Source organism: Streptococcus sp. oral taxon 431 (assembly GCF_001553685.1).
GTDB lineage: Bacteria > Bacillota > Bacilli > Lactobacillales > Streptococcaceae > Streptococcus.
The window spans coordinates 122,836-139,999 of sequence record NZ_CP014264.1; the positions used below are offsets into that span (position 1 = coordinate 122,836).

Below are 17,164 nucleotides of genomic sequence, written 5' to 3' on the forward strand. Positions count from 1 at the left end.
ACTAGGAAACTAGCCGCAGGCTGTACTTGAGTACGGCAAGGCGACGTTGACGTGGTTTGAAGAGATTTTCGAAGAGTATTAGAAAATACCGATAAGGGTCTGCATCCCGAGGCTAGTCAGGATGATGGCAATCCAGCAGAGGGCACCAAGAAGAATGGATTTACCGCTGGACTTAATCATAGCAATGAGGTTGGTTTTGAGACCAATAGCACTCATAGCCATGATGATGAGGAATTTGGAGAGTTGTTTGAGAGGTGAAAAGAAGCTATTGCTGACACCGAAGGAAGTAAGGACGGTGGTTAGCAGAGAAGCTAGGATGAAGTAGAGAATGAAAACAGGGAAGATTTTTTTTAGTTTTACCCCTTGGTTGTTTCCTTGTTGACGACTTTGCCAGTAAGAGAGGAAGAGAGTGATAGGGATAATAGCTAGGGTACGGGTCAATTTGACAATGGTGGCAGCTTCGAGAGTATTGGACTGGTAAAGACTATCCCAGGCGCTGGCAGTGGCTGTTACAGAGGAAGTATCATTGACCGCAGTTCCTGCAAAGAGAGCAAAACCTTCGTTGGAAAGATGGAGCCAAGAACCTAGAGTTGGGAAGATAAGAGCTGCCAAGACATTGAAGAAAAAGATAACAGAAATGGCTTGTGCGACTTCTTTTTCCTTGGCATGGATGACAGGAGCAGTCGCTGCAATGGCAGAACCGCCACAGATAGAGGAACCAACACCGATCAAGGTAGCTAGCTTTGTATCTAGGTCAAAAAAGCGCTGGAAAAGGTAGGCTATAATCAAGGCTATAGAAATGGTAGATAGAATGACAGGGAGCGAAGATTTTCCTACTGCAAAAACTTGAGAGATATTGAGCCCAAAACCAAGCAAGATAACTGCATACTGAAGCAATTTCTTGGAGCTGTAAGTCAAACCAGCATCTAGTTGTTTATAGGAAGTGAGAAATGGGTGGAGAATCATGCCAATAAAGATGGCAAAGACAGGTGCTCCCACAACAGGAAGAAAGCCTCCTAAAATCCAAGAAATGATAGATATGATAAGACAGACCAAAAGTCCAGCCCAATTTTTTGATAGAAATGACATAAAAACCTCCGAAAATAAATACTCCTTATTATAATCTTATCTCGAAGAAAAGTAAAGTTTAATAATTATTTGACAAGTTTCTCTCATTATGTGATTAGAACTGTAACGAAGTCTTGGCAAAAACAGAAATACCAGAGGTGAAGCTCTGGTATTTCTGTTTGTCTAGTCATATTAAAACTAAACTCAGGTTATATTTTTTTGTCGCGCTTGTCTAGCCACTTTCTGACTACCCACTCAGAAATGACATTACCGATCTAGTAATCAATAATGGTGCTAGAATAGTTGTAACGAAGATTAGCAAAACCGTATTTTACAAAGGTATACTCTGTAATATTTAAATCCTTATTAAATCAACGTTTCTAAAGAAAAAGTAGCTGTAAAATATTATATATACAGCGTATTGTTAAACCAAGACGGTACCAAAAATTAAGGTTTTGGAGCTTATAAAATAAAGAAAGATGTCTCAATCAGTTGAGCTTTTTTTAGTACCATTTTGTAGCAAAGTGACATAGTCGCTTTTTGTGTGGAATAGGTGAGATAAAAAAACAGTGTTTCGTTTTTGGTCGATGAAGTAGAGTAAGACATACTGACCGATAATTTTTCCTCGTGTAGGGTACTTACTGTTAATCTTTATACCAATTTTTTCATCGGCGTCAAAACCAGCCTCAGGAAAGACTTCTAAACTTTTTAAGCCATCTAAAATTTTACTCACAGTATTTTTAGCAGACTGAGGTGATAAAAGAACAGTAGTGATGTAATCATGAATACTGTCAATAGCTTGGCTCACTTCATCAGAAATAATTACTTTATAAGCCATAGCGTGCCCTCATACTGTCTAGGGAAGTCCCTTTTCCTGCTTCATATTCTCTTAAGGCTCGTTCGGATTGAGCTTGTAATTCCTCAATCAATTGTTCACGGTGTAAATCTTCTGCAGTCTTGATTGGCAAGTCCTGTTCGAGGACAATCTGCTCTATAAAAAGAGTGATAGCATCCGTCATGGTCATTCCTTTTTCCTTGATAATGGCTCTAGCTTGTTCCATTGCTAACTCATTGATTTTAAAATTATATTGCTTAACAAGTGATGTAGTCATGGTATATCTCCGTTCTATATCGTGTATATCCAGTATATGTTTTTTGAACTTTTTTTGCAAGAAAAAAACTCTTGAATATAATCCAAGAGTGAAACGAATAGAACCAGTGGTGGAGCGGGTTCTTTACAGCCTAAAGCTGAAGGTAGTGCCAAACCTGAAGCTGAATCATCAGCAACCTTTGAGAAAACTGTTACCAGTCATCCGACATCATCCTATCCTTAGTTATCGTTTAGGACAAATAAGAGAGAATGTCAACAATAATTCTTATTACAACCATCTGTCCTCTACCTTTGTTTGATTTTCTTGTTTTTGAATAAATTGTCTGACAGTATCTTTCAAATGTTTCTGCAATTCAAGAATCTGACTAAATTCATTTAGACTAGCCTGATTATCTTCGTTTACTTTTTTTGTGATCTGATTTATATTGACCCCTATCCGATTTATTTCCTTACATAACTTCTCAATACTCGTCGAAAATCTCCTAACACGTTGTCATCTTCGGCTTACCTAACTTTAGTTATGCTTTCACCTCGATTCCTAGTTTCATGAGATTTTCATTGAGTATTCTAAAAACATAGTGTTGTAATGAATTTAAATGAACATACATCAGTTGCTTATGCTAGTGTGATTTTGCGGTCAGAGAGCTTTTGTAGTATAATAGACATATGTCCTTTAAGCAAGGAGGGTATCTATGGACTTAACCAAGCGCTTTAATAAACAATTAGATAAGATTCAAGTTTCCTTGATTCGTCAGTTTGACCAGGCTATTTCAGAGATTCCTGGGGTTCTACGTCTGACATTGGGAGAGCCTGACTTCACAACTCCAGACCATGTCAAGGAGGCGGCCAAGCGCGCCATTGACCAAAATCAATCCTACTATACAGGGATGAGTGGTTTGTTGACCTTGCGCCAGGCAGCTAGTGATTTTGTAAGAGAAAAATACCAGCTAAACTATAATCCTGAAAATGAAATCTTGGTCACAATTGGTGCGACAGAGGCTCTATCAGCTACTTTGACAGCTATTTTAGAAGAGGGTGACAAGGTTCTCTTGCCAGCTCCTGCCTATCCTGGTTATGAACCAATTGTTAATCTAGTTGGTGCAGAGATTGTCGAGATTGATACGACTGAGAACGGTTTTGTCTTAACTCCTGAAATGCTAGAGAAAGCTATTATCGAGCAAGGTGATAAGCTCAAGGCAGTCATTCTCAACTATCCAGCTAACCCTACAGGAATTACTTATAGTCGCGAACAGTTGGAAGCCTTGGCAGACGTTTTACGTAAGTATGAGGTTTTCGTTGTCTGTGATGAGGTCTACTCAGAATTAACTTATACAGGGGAAAATCATGTATCACTAGGCACGATGCTGAGAGATCAGGCCATTATCATTAACGGTCTATCCAAATCCCATGCTATGACAGGTTGGCGTTTAGGTTTTATCTTTGCTCCAGCAAATTTCACAGCCCAGTTAATCAAGAGTCATCAGTACTTGGTAACTGCTGCAAACACCATGGCGCAACATGCTGCTGTGGAAGCATTGACAGCTGGTAAGAACGATGCAGAACCCATGAAGAAGGAATATATCCAACGTCGGGACTACATTATCGACAAGATGACTGACCTTGGCTTTGAGATTATCAAACCAGATGGGGCTTTTTATATCTTTGCTAAGATTCCAGCAGGCTATAATCAAGATTCCTTTGCTTTTCTGAAGGATTTTGCTCAGAAGAAGGCTGTTGCCTTTATCCCTGGTGCAGCTTTTGGTCAATATGGAGAAGGTTATGTGCGCTTGTCTTATGCGGCTAGTATGGAAACTATCAGAGAGGCTATGAAACGTCTTGAGGAGTACATGAGAGAAGCATGATTCAGTCTATTACGAGTCAGGGGTTGGTGCTCTACAATCGTAATTTTCGTGAGGGTGACAAGCTAGTCAAGATTTTTACAGAGCAGGTCGGTAAGCGCATGTTTTTTGTCAAACATGCCGGTCAATCCAAACTGGCTCCAGTTATTCAACCTTTGGTGCTGGCTCGTTTTCTTTTACGAATCAATGATGATGGGCTTAGTTATATTGAAGACTACCATGAGGTGATGACCTTTCCAAAAATCAATAGTGATCTCTTTGTCATGGCCTATGCGACCTATGTGGCAGCTCTGGCAGATGCTAGTTTGCAGGACAATCAACAGGATGCTCCCTTGTTTGCTTTTTTACAAAGGACTTTAGAGTTGATGGAAGAGGGTCTGGATTATCAAGTTTTGACTAATATTTTTGAAATTCAGATTTTGACACGTTTTGGGATCAGTCTTAACTTTAATGAGTGTATTTTTTGCCATCGGGTGGGTCAGGCCTTTGATTTTTCTTTCAAATATGGCGCTTGCTTATGTCCTGAGCATTATCATGAGGATGAGAAACGTTGTCATCTGAATCCAAACATTCCCTATCTGCTCAATCAATTTCAAGCTATTAACTTTGAGACTTTAGAGACTATTTCTCTCAAGTCTGAAATCAAGCAAGAATTGCGTCAGTTCATGGATCAAATTTATGAAGAATACGTAGGAATTCACCTAAAATCAAAGAAATTTATTGATTCCCTAGCTGATTGGGGACAATTACTAAAAGAGGAAGACAAATGAAAAAAATCGCAGTAGATGCAATGGGTGGCGATAACGCACCTCAAGCCATCGTTGAGGGTGTCAATCAAGCCCTTGCTGACTTTTCAGATATTGAGATTCAACTTTACGGAGATGAGAGCAAGATTAAGCAATATCTAACAGCTACAGAACGCGTCAGCATTATCCATACAGATGAAAAAATTGATTCGGATGATGAACCAACAAAAGCCATTCGTAAGAAGAAAAAAGCCAGTATGGTATTGGCTGCTAAGGCTGTCAAGGACGGTGAGGCTGATGCTGTGCTCTCTGCAGGAAATACAGGTGCTTTGCTAGCGGCAGGATTTTTCATCGTTGGCCGCATCAAGAATATCGATCGACCTGGGCTTATGTCAACCCTACCAACAGTGGATGGAAGAGGTTTTGATATGCTAGACCTCGGTGCCAATGCAGAAAACACAGCCCATCACCTTCATCAATATGCCATCCTAGGTTCTTTCTACGCTAAAAATGTTCGTGGAATTGCAAAACCACGAGTTGGTTTGCTTAATAACGGGACAGAGAGCAGCAAGGGAGATCCACTCCGCAAGGAAACTTATGACTTGCTAGCAGCTGATGAGAGTTTGAACTTTGTCGGTAATGTGGAAGCGCGTGATTTGATGGAGGGTGTTGCAGATGTTGTCGTGGCAGACGGTTTCACGGGAAACGCTGTGCTCAAATCCATTGAAGGTACAGCCATGGGAATCATGGGCTTACTTAAAAATGCTATTACAGGTGGTGGACTTCGAGCAAAACTTGGTGCTCTTCTTCTCAAGGATAGCCTTAAAGGTTTGAAAAAGCAGCTTAACTATTCAGATGTTGGGGGTGCAGTCTTGTTTGGTGTCAAGGCGCCTGTTGTCAAGACTCATGGTTCAAGTGATGCCAAGGCTGTGTACAGTACGATTCGTCAGATTCGTACCATGCTAGAAACAGACGTAGTTGCTCAAACTGCGCGTGAATTTTCAGGAGAATAATATATATGACAGAAAAAGAAATTTTTGATCGTGTCGTGGCCATTATCCAAGAACGTCAAGGGGATGACTTTGTAGTCACAGAGGCCTTGAGTTTGAAGGATGATTTGGATGCTGATTCGGTAGATTTGATGGAATTCGTACTAACCATTGAGGATGAATTTGGAATTGAAATCAGCGATGAAGAAATTGACCATCTTCAAAGTGTGGCAGATGTATTGAAAGCCATTAAAGATAAAATCTAACATATAGCAACATGCAAGTCATGTTGTTTTTTTATTTCTCGAAAACAGATAAAATGTTGAAATTTTACAGTTGAGTTTACGAATAAAGAGATGAGAACAAAAAAGGAGGATTACTGATGTATGTGACAGGTCTTTATCCGTGGTTGATCAAGTGGTTTTTAAAATAAATTTGATTTAATTGTTTATTTTAAAATTATTTTATCGAATAGATAAGTAAGAAGAAAAGGAAAGGAGTCTGATCAATGTATTTACCAATTTTACTTCCATGGTTTATCAAATTGTATTTTAAATAAATTAAATTTATTCATTAATTTTAAAATGATTTCTCGAATAGACAAGTGAGAAGAAAAGGAAGGAGATTAGAAATGATTATTTCAGTTATTTATCCAATTTGGCTTTTAAAATGGTTTAAAGGTTAAAAATTATAAACAAAAAACTATAAAAATAAAGGAGGAAACAAATGACAAACTTTGACAAAATGGAACAGAACTTTGTAGCTCTTACGGAAGAAGAGCTGATGGAAGTGGATGGGGGAGCAGTTTCCGCTGTAGTTGTAGGAGGTCTCTTACTAATTGGTGGTATTGCTTGGGGCTATTTTATGTAATAATAAGGAGAGAAAAAATGAATTTAAATAAATGGACAGAATTGACAGAAGAAGAATTGATGAATACAGAAGGTGGATCAATTACCATAGCCATGGTTGGTGCAGGAGTAGCAATTTTCCTTGGTGGTCGATTAATTGGTCAAGATTTAAAACGTAAATTTGGATAAAAGTGGACTTGTATGAAAAATCTAAAAAATGTAATGGGAGCAATTTTAATTATTTTTGGAATATTTTGCGTATTGGGGGATTTAAATGTAATCACCTTTAATGTTGAAAAATATTTCCAAACAGAATTATTTGTTCCGATGCTAATTTTGATGATGAGTTATTTGGATTCAGGTAAAGACAGGGTTTAAAGAGAACTATTATTAGTGTGTGGCAAATGCTATTGAATAATCATATTTTAGTTACTATCAATGACATAAGAACTAAAAAAGAATGGAGAAATCAATGAATTTTTCAAACGAATTTGCGGCTATTATTATATCGACTTCAGGAATAGTAGGACTTTTGTCTGGAGTAGCTATTGGATTAGCTAGTATTATTTAAAAAGGAGTATATGAAAGATGAAGAAACTATCTGAAAAATTTGAAATCATGACAGATGCAGATTTGTCTGTTACTGAAGGAGGCATCGTTGTTACTACTTCTACAGCAGTAGCCTGGGGTGTTTTAGGAGTCGTTACCTATATGTATGGGCGTCATCTGGGAAGTAGGCGTTAATTTAAAAATTTGTGGCAAATCGTAAAAGGAAATCAATTATGAATCGCAACACTGATCTCAATACATTGTTACCTAAACTAGCCACTATAGTTCCTTTAGTAGCAATAGGTCTCAATCTCGTGCTCCATGTAATTCGTACAGGTTCTTTATTATACTTTGATTGGAAATGGTATTTAGTTGGATTGATTGCTTCAGGCTATTTTGGGATTTTTTGCAAGGATTTGTCAAAACATAATCCAAACTATAAATGATGAATCTGAATGAAAAGGATTTTGTGCGTGTGAATGGCGAAAAAACTCTGCCATTCTTGCCAGATAAATAGGAGTCTGTTATGAAAAAATTTTTATTGGGATTTGCTGAAGGTTATTTTATAGTGTCAGTCATTATCTATATCGCAACGTATTTGATTTTGAAAAAACCGATCAATACCTTGTTTTATCCAGAAAACTATCCAATTCTGCTTGGTCTGTTTTATGTAGGATACAAGTATCAAATAAAAGGAAGTAAGATTGGAAATTGATGGAACATTAGATTGGGGTTTGAGATTAAAGTCGTTCAAGTGTTACAAAAAGTTTGGCTAGAGTTTACTGTATGCTGCAGTTCGATGGTTTATATCATTGTTAGAATAGTCGCTGATGTAAACAAAATAAATCTACCTACATGGTTTGAAAATTTTGACATGCCTACAATTTCACTATTCTTGATAGCATTTATTTTACTTTATAGAAGTGAAGAAAAATATGATAAAGGTTGATAAAATGAATTTGAACTTTGTGGCTCCAGTATTAGGGCAATCTTGGGGAATGTTGGGGTGTTAAGCTGATGAACTGTAGTCTGATTTTAGTTAGAAAGATATTCGTATGTTTAAAAAAGAAGTGATATTATTAGGGCTGCTTCTACTAGTACGTATTGTACTTTCTATCATGCAAGTTTTAATAGACTATAAATTATTGCTAGGAAAGTATAGTGTAAATTTCATGGAACTTTCAGATTTATTCTCTTATCCCCTACTTTTTTTAATCATTTACATAGCGGTAAAATATCATGCTATCCAGAAAATAAGAGATAAAGAAGATAATCAGGATGGAAATGAATAAGACTTTAAAATTTTTTCTAACATTCCTTTTCTTATTTCTGATGAATATGTTTATTTTCAAGATACTAACAACACTTGGATTTCAGATGATAATGAGTGAAAAAAGTTATCTTGTACCATCCTTGTTTTCATTTATAGTTTTGTATATGATTGACAAAAAAATTGGAAAAGGTAAGAAATATTAATCATTATATTTTCTAGGTAGGACGTTTGTTCTACCTATTTTTATGTAGGAAAAAGTGCTGTTCAGGTGCAGTTATTGTTTTTTTAGAAATAATTTTCTTTTTGCTTCTTTGTTTGGATAAAATAATCTTACAAAGTTTTCTTTGGAGATTGTTAGGAAAAGGAGTAGGATATGAAATTTAGTAAACGGCATTATCGTCCTCAGGTAGACCAGATGGACTGCGGTGTGGCTTCATTAGCCATGGTCTTTGGTTATTATGGTAGTTATTATTCTCTGGCTCACTTGCGAGAGTTGGCCAAGACGACCATGGATGGGACTACGGCTTTAGGTTTAGTCAAGGTTGCTGAGGAGATAGGTTTTGAGACGCGAGCAATAAAGGCGGACATGACCTTGTTTGATTTGCCGGATGTAACTTTTCCTTTTGTGGCTCATGTGCTTAAGGAAGGGAAATTGCTCCATTATTATGTGGTGACTGGCCAGGACAAGAACAACATTCATATTGCTGATCCAGATCCTAGTGTTAAGCTGACCAAGATTTCTCGTGAGCGCTTTGCCAAGGAGTGGACAGGAATCACTATTTTTATGGCTCCATCTCCGAGTTATAAGCCTCATAAGGAACAAAAAAATGGGCTTCTCTCCTTTATCCCTATATTAGTGAAACAGCGTGGCTTGATTGTCAATATCGTTTTGGCGACCCTCTTGGTGACCTTGATTAACATTGTGGGTTCTTATTATCTGCAGTCTATCATTGACACTTATGTACCAGATCAGATGCACTCGACACTGGGAATTATTTCGATAGGGCTAGTCATCGTTTATGTCCTTCAGCAAATCTTATCTTATGCCCAGGAGTATCTTTTACTTGTTTTGGGGCAACGCTTGTCGATTGATGTGATTTTGTCTTATATCAAGCATGTTTTTCATTTACCTATGTCCTTTTTTGCGACACGACGGACAGGGGAAATCGTGTCTCGTTTCACGGATGCGAATAGTATCATCGATGCACTGGCTTCAACTATTCTGTCAATCTTTTTGGATGTATCTACTGTCTTGATTATTTCAGTAGTTCTATTTTCGCAGAATAGCAATCTCTTTTTCATGAGTTTACTAGCCCTTCCTATCTACACAGTGATTATCTTTGCTTTTATGAAGCCCTTTGAAAAGATGAATCGGGAAACTATGGAAGCCAATGCGGTTCTGTCTTCTTCTATCATTGAGGACATCAATGGTATTGAGACCATCAAGTCCTTAACTAGCGAAAGTTCACGCTACCAAAAGATTGACAAGGAATTTGTAGATTATCTGAAAAAATCTTTTACTTACAGTCGGGCAGAAAGTCAGCAAAAGGCTCTGAAAAAGCTTGCCCAACTCTTGCTCAATGTTGCCATTCTCTGGATGGGGGCTCTCCTAGTCATGGACAATAAGATGAGTTTGGGCCAGTTGATTACCTATAATACCTTGCTTATTTACTTTACAAATCCATTGGAAAATATCATCAATCTGCAAACCAAACTTCAGACAGCGCAGGTAGCCAATAACCGTCTCAATGAAGTTTATCTGGTTGCATCTGAGTTTGAGGAAAAGAAAACAGTCTCGGATTTGAGCTTGCTAGAAGGAGATATGACTTTTAAGCAGGTTCACTACAAATATGGCTATGGTCGAGATGTCTTGTCGGACATCAATCTAACCATTGCGCAAGGCTCTAAAGTGGCTTTTGTAGGGATTTCAGGATCGGGTAAGACGACCTTGGCTAAGATGATGGTTAATTTTTATGATCCTAGTCAGGGGGAGATTAGTCTGGGTGGTGTCAATCTTAATCGGATTGATAAAAAGGCTCTGCGCCAGTATATCAACTACCTGCCTCAGCAGCCCTACGTCTTTAACGGAACGATTTTGGAGAATCTTCTCCTCGGAGCTAAGGAGGGGACGACCCAGGAGGATATCTTGAGAGCAGTGGAGTTGGCAGAGATTCGGGAGGATATTGAGCGCATGCCACTGAATTACCAGACAGAATTGACTTCGGATGGAGCGGGCATTTCAGGTGGGCAACGTCAGAGGATCGCTTTGGCGCGTGCTCTCTTGACCGATGCGCCTGTCTTGATCTTGGATGAGGCGACTAGCAGTCTAGATATTTTGACCGAGAAGCGAATTGTCGATAATCTCATGGCTTTGGATAAGACCTTGATTTTCATCGCCCACCGTTTAACCATTGCTGAGCGGACAGAGAAGGTTGTCGTTTTGGATCAAGGCAAGATTGTCGAAGAGGGTACACATATGGATTTACTGGCTCAGGGTGGTTTTTATGCCCACTTGGTGAATAGTTAGAGAGGAGAAAAGATGCAATCAGAATTTTTAGAAAGTGCTGAGTTTTACAATCGTCGTTACCATAATTTTTCTAGTTATGTGATTTTTCCAAGTTTTATCTTGTTTTTGTTCCTGATCGTTTTTTCAATCTTTGCACAAAAGGAGATAAGCTTGACAGCTGGAGCTACGGTAGAACCTGCTCGTATCATTGCCACCATTCAGTCTAGTAGTAATAGTAAGATTGTTGCGAACCATTTGGCTGAAAATAAGTTTGTCAAGCAAGGGGATCTTCTCGTTCAATACCAAGAGGGAGCAGAAGCAGTTCAGGCTGAGAATTATGCTAGTCAGTTGGAAATGCTCAAGGATCAGAAGGTTCAACTAGAGTATTTAAAAGCAAGCCTTCAAGCAGGAAGTGATCAATTTCCTGAAGCAGATAAATTTGGCTATCAGCATAGTTTTTTAGATTATCTAAATCAAGCTGCTAGTCTGCGAAGTCAGGTTGAGCAGCAAAATGCTAGTATATCATCTCAAAATGCAGCAGCCAGTGGTAGTCAGACAGAGTTAGGCAATCTCATCGGTGAAACCCAGTCCAAAATTAAAGAATATCAGCAAGCCAAGTCTGCTATTCAAGCTGATAGAGTCTTAGAGAGTGATCATCCAGCTTATGCCATTTATCAGTCTTATCAGTCAACAAAAGAGCAGGGATCGGAAGCCAAACAGCAGGCCTTATCTCAGCTAGATGCTCACATCACTCAGTTGGAGTCAACTCTTGCAGGTTATCGAGTACAGTATGCAGGTTCAGGAGCCCAGCAAGCTTATGCATCTGGATTAGGAAGTCAGTTGGAGTCATTAAAATCTCAGCAACTAGCCAAGGTAGGCCAGGAATTAACGCTCTTGGATCAGAAAATTCTTGAAGTGGAGTCAGGTAAAAAGATTCAAGGAAATCTTTTAGAGAAGGGGAAAATTACAGCAACAGAAGATGGTGTTCTACATTTGAATCCTGAGTATAGTCGATCTACCATCATTCCAGAAGGAACTATCCTCGCTCACCTTTTTCCACAGTTGACTAGAGAGAGAAAGGCAAAGCTGACAGCTTATATCAGTTCTAAGGAAGTGGCTGATCTCAAGCATGGAAATGAGGTAAGATTTACAACGGTAACGGATGCCAATAAGCAGCTAGTGTTGACATCCAAGATTACCAATATCGATACCAGTGCAACTCAGACAGAAAAGGGCAATTTCTTTAAATTAGAGGCAGAGACGGATTTGAATGCTGAACAAGCAGAAAAACTTCGTTATGGACTTGAAGGTCGTTTGACTATGATTACAGGTAGGAAGAGTTTTTTACGCTACTATCTGGATCGTTTTTTGAAACAAGAATAAGGTTCGCATTCTAACTCAAATCAATTTTAGAAAATCGCAAATGAAAATTCGTTTGCGATTTTTCTGTACTTTTTCAGATATGATATCAAATATAGTTCGTGAAATATTTGATTTTTAGTATCTGTTGTGTTAGAATGATGTAAAGTAATACGAAAGGCGAACAAGAAAATGTCCAGTAAACTTATTTATACGGGAAAAGCTAAAGATATCTATACTACAGAAGACGAAAATGTGATTAAGTCGGTCTACAAGGACCAGGCAACCATGCTGAATGGAGCTCGTAAAGAGACCATTGAGGGTAAAGGTGTGCTGAATAATCAGATTTCGTCTCTTATTTTTGAAAAATTGAATGCTGCTGGTGTGGCGACACACTTTATCGAACGTATTTCTGACACAGAACAATTGAATAAAAAAGTGACAATCATTCCTTTGGAGGTTGTGCTTCGTAACGTAACTGCAGGTTCTTTCTCAAAACGTTTTGGTGTGGAAGAAGGTTTGGACTTGAAAACTCCAATCGTTGAATTCTACTACAAGAACGATGAGTTGGATGATCCATTTATCAATGATGAGCATGTCAAGTTCTTGGATATTGCCAATGATGAGCAAATTGCTTATATCAAGGAAGAAACGCGTCGTATCAATGAATTGCTGAAAGATTGGTTTGCACAAATTGATCTTCGCTTGATTGACTTCAAATTGGAATTTGGTTTTGATAAGGATGGCAAGATCATCTTGGCAGATGAATTCTCTCCAGATAACTGTCGTCTTTGGGATGCTGAAGGGCACCATATGGACAAGGATGTTTTCCGTCGTGATCTTGGTAGCTTGACAGATGTTTATGAAGTTGTATTGGAAAAATTGCAAGGATTGAAGTAACTTGTTTGAAACGGAAAACCTTCGTCTTCGATAACCTATTTGAATAGAAATAAAGGAAATAAAATGGATAAACGTATTTTCGTTGAGAAAAAAGCTGATTTTCGTGTAAAATCTCAGTCTTTAGTAAAAGAATTACAGCATAATCTTCAGTTGAAAACTTTGAAGGATCTTCGTATTGTTCAGGTTTACGATGTCTTTGGTTTGGCAGAGGACTTGTTTGCGCGTGCGGAAAAACACATCTTCTCTGAGCAAGTGACCGATACTGTTTTAGATGAAGCTGCGGTTAAGGCTGATCTTGATAATTATGCTTTCTTTGCTATCGAAAGTTTGCCTGGTCAATTTGACCAACGTGCGGCATCTTCACAAGAAGCTTTGCTTTTGCTTGGTAGTTCAAATGATGTAACAGTGAATACAGCGCAACTTTACTTGGTTAACAAGGATATTGATGCGAATGAGTTGGAAGCTGTCAAAAACTACCTCTTGAACCCAGTGGATTCTCGTTTCAAAGATATCACTGTTGGCATTGCGAAACAGGGTTTCTCTGAGTCTGACAAGACCATTCCAAACTTGGATTTCTTTGAAATTTTTACAGCAGAAGATTTTGCACAGTATAAGGCTGAGCAAGGCTTGGCCATGGAAGTGGATGACCTTCTCTTCATTCAAGATTACTTCAAGTCCATTGGACGTGTACCAACTGAGACTGAGCTCAAGGTGTTGGATACTTACTGGTCTGACCACTGCCGTCACACAACTTTCGAGACTGAGTTGAAAAACATCGACTTCTCAGCTTCTAAATTTGAAAAACAATTGCAAGCGACTTATGACAAGTATATTGCCATGCGTGATGAGTTGGGACGTACAGAAAAACCTCAAACCTTGATGGATATGGCGACTATTTTTGGTCGTTATGAGCGTGCTAATGGTCGTTTGGATGACATGGAAGTGTCTGATGAAATCAATGCCTGCTCAGTTGAAATTGAAGTGGATGTCAATGGTGTCAAAGAACCATGGCTTCTCATGTTCAAGAACGAAACTCACAACCACCCAACTGAGATTGAACCATTTGGTGGAGCGGCTACTTGTATCGGTGGTGCCATTCGTGACCCATTGTCAGGGCGTTCATACGTTTACCAAGCCATGCGTATCTCAGGTGCTGGTGATATTACAACACCAATTGCTGAAACTCGTGCTGGTAAATTGCCACAACAAGTGATTTCTAAAACAGCGGCTCACGGTTATTCTTCATACGGTAACCAAATTGGTCTTGCAACAACTTATGTTCGTGAATACTTCCACCCAGGTTTCGTTGCTAAGCGTATGGAGCTAGGTGCAGTTGTCGGTGCGGCTCCTAAGGAAAATGTTGTCCGTGAAAAACCTGAAGCAGGTGATGTGATTATCTTGCTCGGTGGTAAGACTGGACGTGACGGTGTCGGTGGTGCGACAGGTTCTTCTAAAGTTCAAACGGTTGAATCTGTTGAAACAGCTGGTGCTGAGGTTCAAAAAGGGAATGCCATCGAAGAACGGAAGATTCAACGTCTTTTCCGTAATGGTGAAGTGACACGTCTTATCAAGAAATCAAATGACTTTGGTGCTGGTGGCGTCTGCGTAGCGATCGGTGAATTGGCTGATGGACTTGAAATTGATCTAGACAAAGTGCCATTGAAATATCAAGGCTTGAACGGTACCGAAATTGCCATCTCTGAATCTCAAGAGCGTATGGCTGTGGTAGTTCGTCCAGAAGATGTAGATGCCTTCATTGCAGCATGTAACAAAGAAAATATTGACGCAGTTGTCGTTGCGACAGTGACTGAAAAACCAAATCTTGTTATGCACTGGAATGGTGAAACCATCGTTGATTTGGAACGTCGTTTCCTTGATACAAACGGTGTACGTGTGGTTGTAGATGCTAAGGTGGTTGACAAGGATGTCAAGCTTCCAGAAGAACGCCAAACATCTGCCGAAACCCTTGAAGCTGATACTCTTGAAGTCTTGGCTGACCTTAACCATGCCAGTCAAAAAGGGTTGCAAACGATCTTTGATAGCTCAGTTGGTCGTTCAACAGTCAATCACCCACTTGGTGGTCGCTACCAAATTACACCAACGGAAGCTTCTGTACAGAAATTGCCAGTCCAACATGGTGTGACAACAACTGCTTCTGTTATGGCGCAAGGGTTCAACCCTTATGTAGCAGAATGGTCTCCATATCATGGTGCGGCTTATGCGGTCATCGAAGCAACTGCTCGTTTGGTTGCTGCTGGTGCAAACTGGTCTAAGGCTCGTTTCTCTTATCAAGAATACTTCGAGCGTATGGATAAACAAGCAGAGCGTTTTGGTCAGCCAGTAGCAGCTCTTCTTGGATCAATTGAAGCTCAGATTCAACTTGGTTTGCCATCTATCGGAGGTAAAGACTCTATGTCTGGTACCTTTGAAGAATTGACAGTACCACCAACTTTAGTTGCTTTTGGGGTGACAACCGCAGATAGCCGTAAGGTCCTTTCTCCGGAATTTAAAGCTGTTGGTGAAAATATCTATTACATCCCAGGTCAAGTTTTGGCACAGGAAATTGACTTTGATCTTATCAAGTCTAACTTTGCTCAATTTGAAGCCATCCAAGCTGACCATAAAGTGACATCTGCATCAGCTGTCAAATATGGAGGTGTCCTTGAAGCTCTTGCTCTTGCAACATTTGGTAACCATATCGGTGTCACTGTAACCCTTGAAAATCTTGAGACTGCCTTGACAGCTCAATTGGGTGGATTCGTCTTCACATCTCCTGAAGAGATTTCAGGTGTTGCCAAGATTGGACAAACAGCAGCTGACTTTACACTTACTGTCAATGGTGTAACGCTTGATGGACATAAACTTGACAGTGCCTTCCAAGGTAAATTGGAAGAGGTCTACCCAACGGAATTTGCACAGGCAACTGAGTTGGAAGAAGTACCTGCGGTGGCATCAGATGCTGTTATCAAAGCGAAAGAAACAGTTGAGACACCAGTGGTTTACATCCCAGTGTTCCCAGGTACTAACTCTGAGTACGATTCAGCTAAGGCCTTTGAAAAAGAAGGTGCAAAAGTCAACTTAGTACCATTTGTCACACTTAACGAAGAGGCTATTGTCAAGTCTGTTGACACCATGGTTGACAATATCGAAAAAGCTAATATTATCTTCTTTGCAGGAGGCTTCTCAGCAGCAGATGAACCAGATGGATCTGCTAAATTTATCGTTAATATCTTGCTTAACGAAAAAGTGCGTGCAGCCATTGATAGCTTCATCGAAGGTGGTGGTTTGATTATCGGTATCTGTAACGGATTCCAAGCTCTTGTCAAATCAGGTCTTCTTCCATACGGTAACTTTGAAGATGCAAGCAGTACCAGTCCAACCCTCTTCTACAATGATGCTAACCAACACGTGGCTAAGATGGTTGAAACACGGATTGCCAACACGAACTCGCCATGGCTTGCTGGAGTGGAAGTTGGTGACATCCATGCCATTCCAGTATCACACGGTGAAGGTAAGTTTGTCGTGACTGCTGAGGAATTTGCGGAGCTCCGTGATAATGGTCAAATCTTTAGCCAATACGTTGACTTCGAAGGAAAACCAAGCATGGATTCAAAATACAATCCTAACGGATCTGTCAATGCGATTGAAGGTATCACAAGTAAGAACGGTCAAATTATTGGGAAGATGGGGCACTCAGAACGTTTCGAAGACGGTCTCTTCCAAAATATTCCAGGAAATAAAGACCAATATCTCTTTGCATCAGCGGTTAAATACTTTACTGGGAAATAGGCTTTGCAGATTTTCTAATAGATAACCATCAGTAAATGTAAAATCAAGTAGATCTAACTTGCGATAATTGCAAATGATTTGTTGTTGCGAGTAAAACGAGCTTCTGCCGTATCATTCCGCTCTAGTATCGTTAAGGAATGATACACAAATAAAAATTAGGTATATAA

At 39.3% G+C, this 17,164-nt stretch carries 19 protein-coding genes; 15 read left to right on the forward strand and 4 right to left on the reverse strand.

Annotation, left to right across the window (positions count from 1 at the left end; all coding sequences use genetic code 11):
* Positions 1-78: 78 nt before the first annotated feature.
* The 4 genes from AXE83_RS00670 to mobC form a co-directional block, all read right to left on the reverse strand.
* Positions 79-1,089: a YeiH family protein gene (locus AXE83_RS00670; RefSeq protein WP_060955035.1), complete on the reverse strand. Its 1,011-nt coding sequence runs from the start codon at positions 1,087-1,089 to the stop codon at positions 79-81.
* A gap of 463 nt (positions 1,090-1,552) precedes the next feature.
* Positions 1,553-1,906: a type II toxin-antitoxin system RelE/ParE family toxin gene (locus tag AXE83_RS00675; protein ID WP_060955036.1), complete on the reverse strand. Its 354-nt coding sequence runs from the start codon at positions 1,904-1,906 to the stop codon at positions 1,553-1,555.
* Positions 1,896-2,180, reverse strand: a complete 285-nt coding sequence (gene relB, locus AXE83_RS00680) for a type II toxin-antitoxin system RelB/ParD family antitoxin (protein WP_000213598.1) — start codon at positions 2,178-2,180, stop codon at positions 1,896-1,898. The genes AXE83_RS00675 and relB overlap by 11 nt, the downstream gene beginning before the upstream one ends.
* 267 nt (positions 2,181-2,447) lie before the next feature.
* Positions 2,448-2,645 carry a plasmid mobilization relaxosome protein MobC gene (mobC, locus tag AXE83_RS10345; protein ID WP_223299871.1) on the reverse strand — a complete coding sequence of 66 codons (198 nt, stop codon included), beginning with the start codon at positions 2,643-2,645 and terminating at the stop codon, positions 2,448-2,450.
* A 226-nt stretch (positions 2,646-2,871) separates the two neighbouring features.
* On the opposite strand from mobC, the gene AXE83_RS00685 reads away from it, so the two are divergent.
* The 15 genes from AXE83_RS00685 (at position 2,872) to AXE83_RS00755 (ending at position 16,997) form a co-directional block, all read left to right on the forward strand.
* The gene (locus AXE83_RS00685) at positions 2,872-4,041 is read left to right on the forward strand and encodes a pyridoxal phosphate-dependent aminotransferase (RefSeq protein ID WP_060955037.1); all 1,170 of its coding nucleotides are present in this window, start codon (positions 2,872-2,874) and stop codon (positions 4,039-4,041) included.
* Complete coding sequence (gene recO / locus AXE83_RS00690) at positions 4,038-4,808, forward strand: DNA repair protein RecO (protein WP_060955038.1); 771 nt, start codon at positions 4,038-4,040, stop codon at positions 4,806-4,808. Before AXE83_RS00685 ends, recO begins: the two co-directional genes overlap by 4 nt.
* A complete protein-coding gene (gene plsX, locus AXE83_RS00695) occupies positions 4,805-5,797 on the forward strand; it encodes a phosphate acyltransferase PlsX (protein ID WP_060955039.1) in 993 nt (330 codons plus the stop codon). Before recO ends, plsX begins: the two co-directional genes overlap by 4 nt.
* A 5-nt stretch (positions 5,798-5,802) precedes the next feature.
* Positions 5,803-6,039: an acyl carrier protein gene (locus tag AXE83_RS00700; protein ID WP_060955040.1), complete on the forward strand. Its 237-nt coding sequence runs from the start codon at positions 5,803-5,805 to the stop codon at positions 6,037-6,039.
* A gap of 460 nt (positions 6,040-6,499) precedes the next feature.
* Complete coding sequence (locus AXE83_RS11485) at positions 6,500-6,643, forward strand: class IIb bacteriocin, lactobin A/cerein 7B family (protein ID WP_060955041.1); 144 nt, start codon at positions 6,500-6,502, stop codon at positions 6,641-6,643.
* A gap of 17 nt (positions 6,644-6,660) precedes the next feature.
* Positions 6,661-6,810 (forward strand): class IIb bacteriocin, lactobin A/cerein 7B family, encoded by a 150-nt coding sequence (locus tag AXE83_RS11490; RefSeq protein ID WP_060955042.1) that lies wholly within the window; start codon positions 6,661-6,663, stop codon positions 6,808-6,810.
* A gap of 12 nt (positions 6,811-6,822) precedes the next feature.
* The gene (locus AXE83_RS11135; RefSeq protein WP_190279315.1) at positions 6,823-6,999 is read left to right on the forward strand and encodes a hypothetical protein; all 177 of its coding nucleotides are present in this window, start codon (positions 6,823-6,825) and stop codon (positions 6,997-6,999) included.
* Positions 7,000-7,209: 210 nt separating this feature from the next.
* Positions 7,210-7,365, forward strand: coding sequence for a hypothetical protein (locus tag AXE83_RS11140; protein WP_190279316.1), 156 nt, complete (start codon positions 7,210-7,212; stop codon positions 7,363-7,365).
* A gap of 38 nt (positions 7,366-7,403) precedes the next feature.
* The gene (locus AXE83_RS11325; protein ID WP_060955043.1) at positions 7,404-7,616 is read left to right on the forward strand and encodes a hypothetical protein; all 213 of its coding nucleotides are present in this window, start codon (positions 7,404-7,406) and stop codon (positions 7,614-7,616) included.
* An 80-nt stretch (positions 7,617-7,696) separates the two neighbouring features.
* Positions 7,697-7,885: a hypothetical protein gene (locus AXE83_RS00720; RefSeq protein WP_060955044.1), complete on the forward strand. Its 189-nt coding sequence runs from the start codon at positions 7,697-7,699 to the stop codon at positions 7,883-7,885.
* Positions 7,886-8,225: 340 nt separating this feature from the next.
* Positions 8,226-8,462, forward strand: a complete 237-nt coding sequence (locus AXE83_RS00730; RefSeq protein ID WP_060955045.1) for a hypothetical protein — start codon at positions 8,226-8,228, stop codon at positions 8,460-8,462.
* Positions 8,463-8,816: 354 nt separating this feature from the next.
* On the forward strand, positions 8,817-10,970 hold the full coding sequence (gene comA / locus AXE83_RS00740; RefSeq protein ID WP_060955046.1) for a peptide cleavage/export ABC transporter ComA: 2,154 nt from the start codon (positions 8,817-8,819) through the stop codon (positions 10,968-10,970).
* Positions 10,971-10,982: 12 nt separating this feature from the next.
* Entirely contained in the window at positions 10,983-12,332 is a 1,350-nt protein-coding gene (locus AXE83_RS00745; RefSeq protein ID WP_060955047.1) for a bacteriocin secretion accessory protein, read from the forward strand.
* Positions 12,333-12,500: 168 nt separating this feature from the next.
* Positions 12,501-13,208, forward strand: coding sequence for a phosphoribosylaminoimidazolesuccinocarboxamide synthase (gene purC, locus AXE83_RS00750; protein WP_060955048.1), 708 nt, complete (start codon positions 12,501-12,503; stop codon positions 13,206-13,208).
* Between the two features lie 63 nt (positions 13,209-13,271).
* Positions 13,272-16,997: a phosphoribosylformylglycinamidine synthase gene (locus AXE83_RS00755; RefSeq protein WP_060955049.1), complete on the forward strand. Its 3,726-nt coding sequence runs from the start codon at positions 13,272-13,274 to the stop codon at positions 16,995-16,997.
* Positions 16,998-17,164 lie beyond the last annotated feature (167 nt).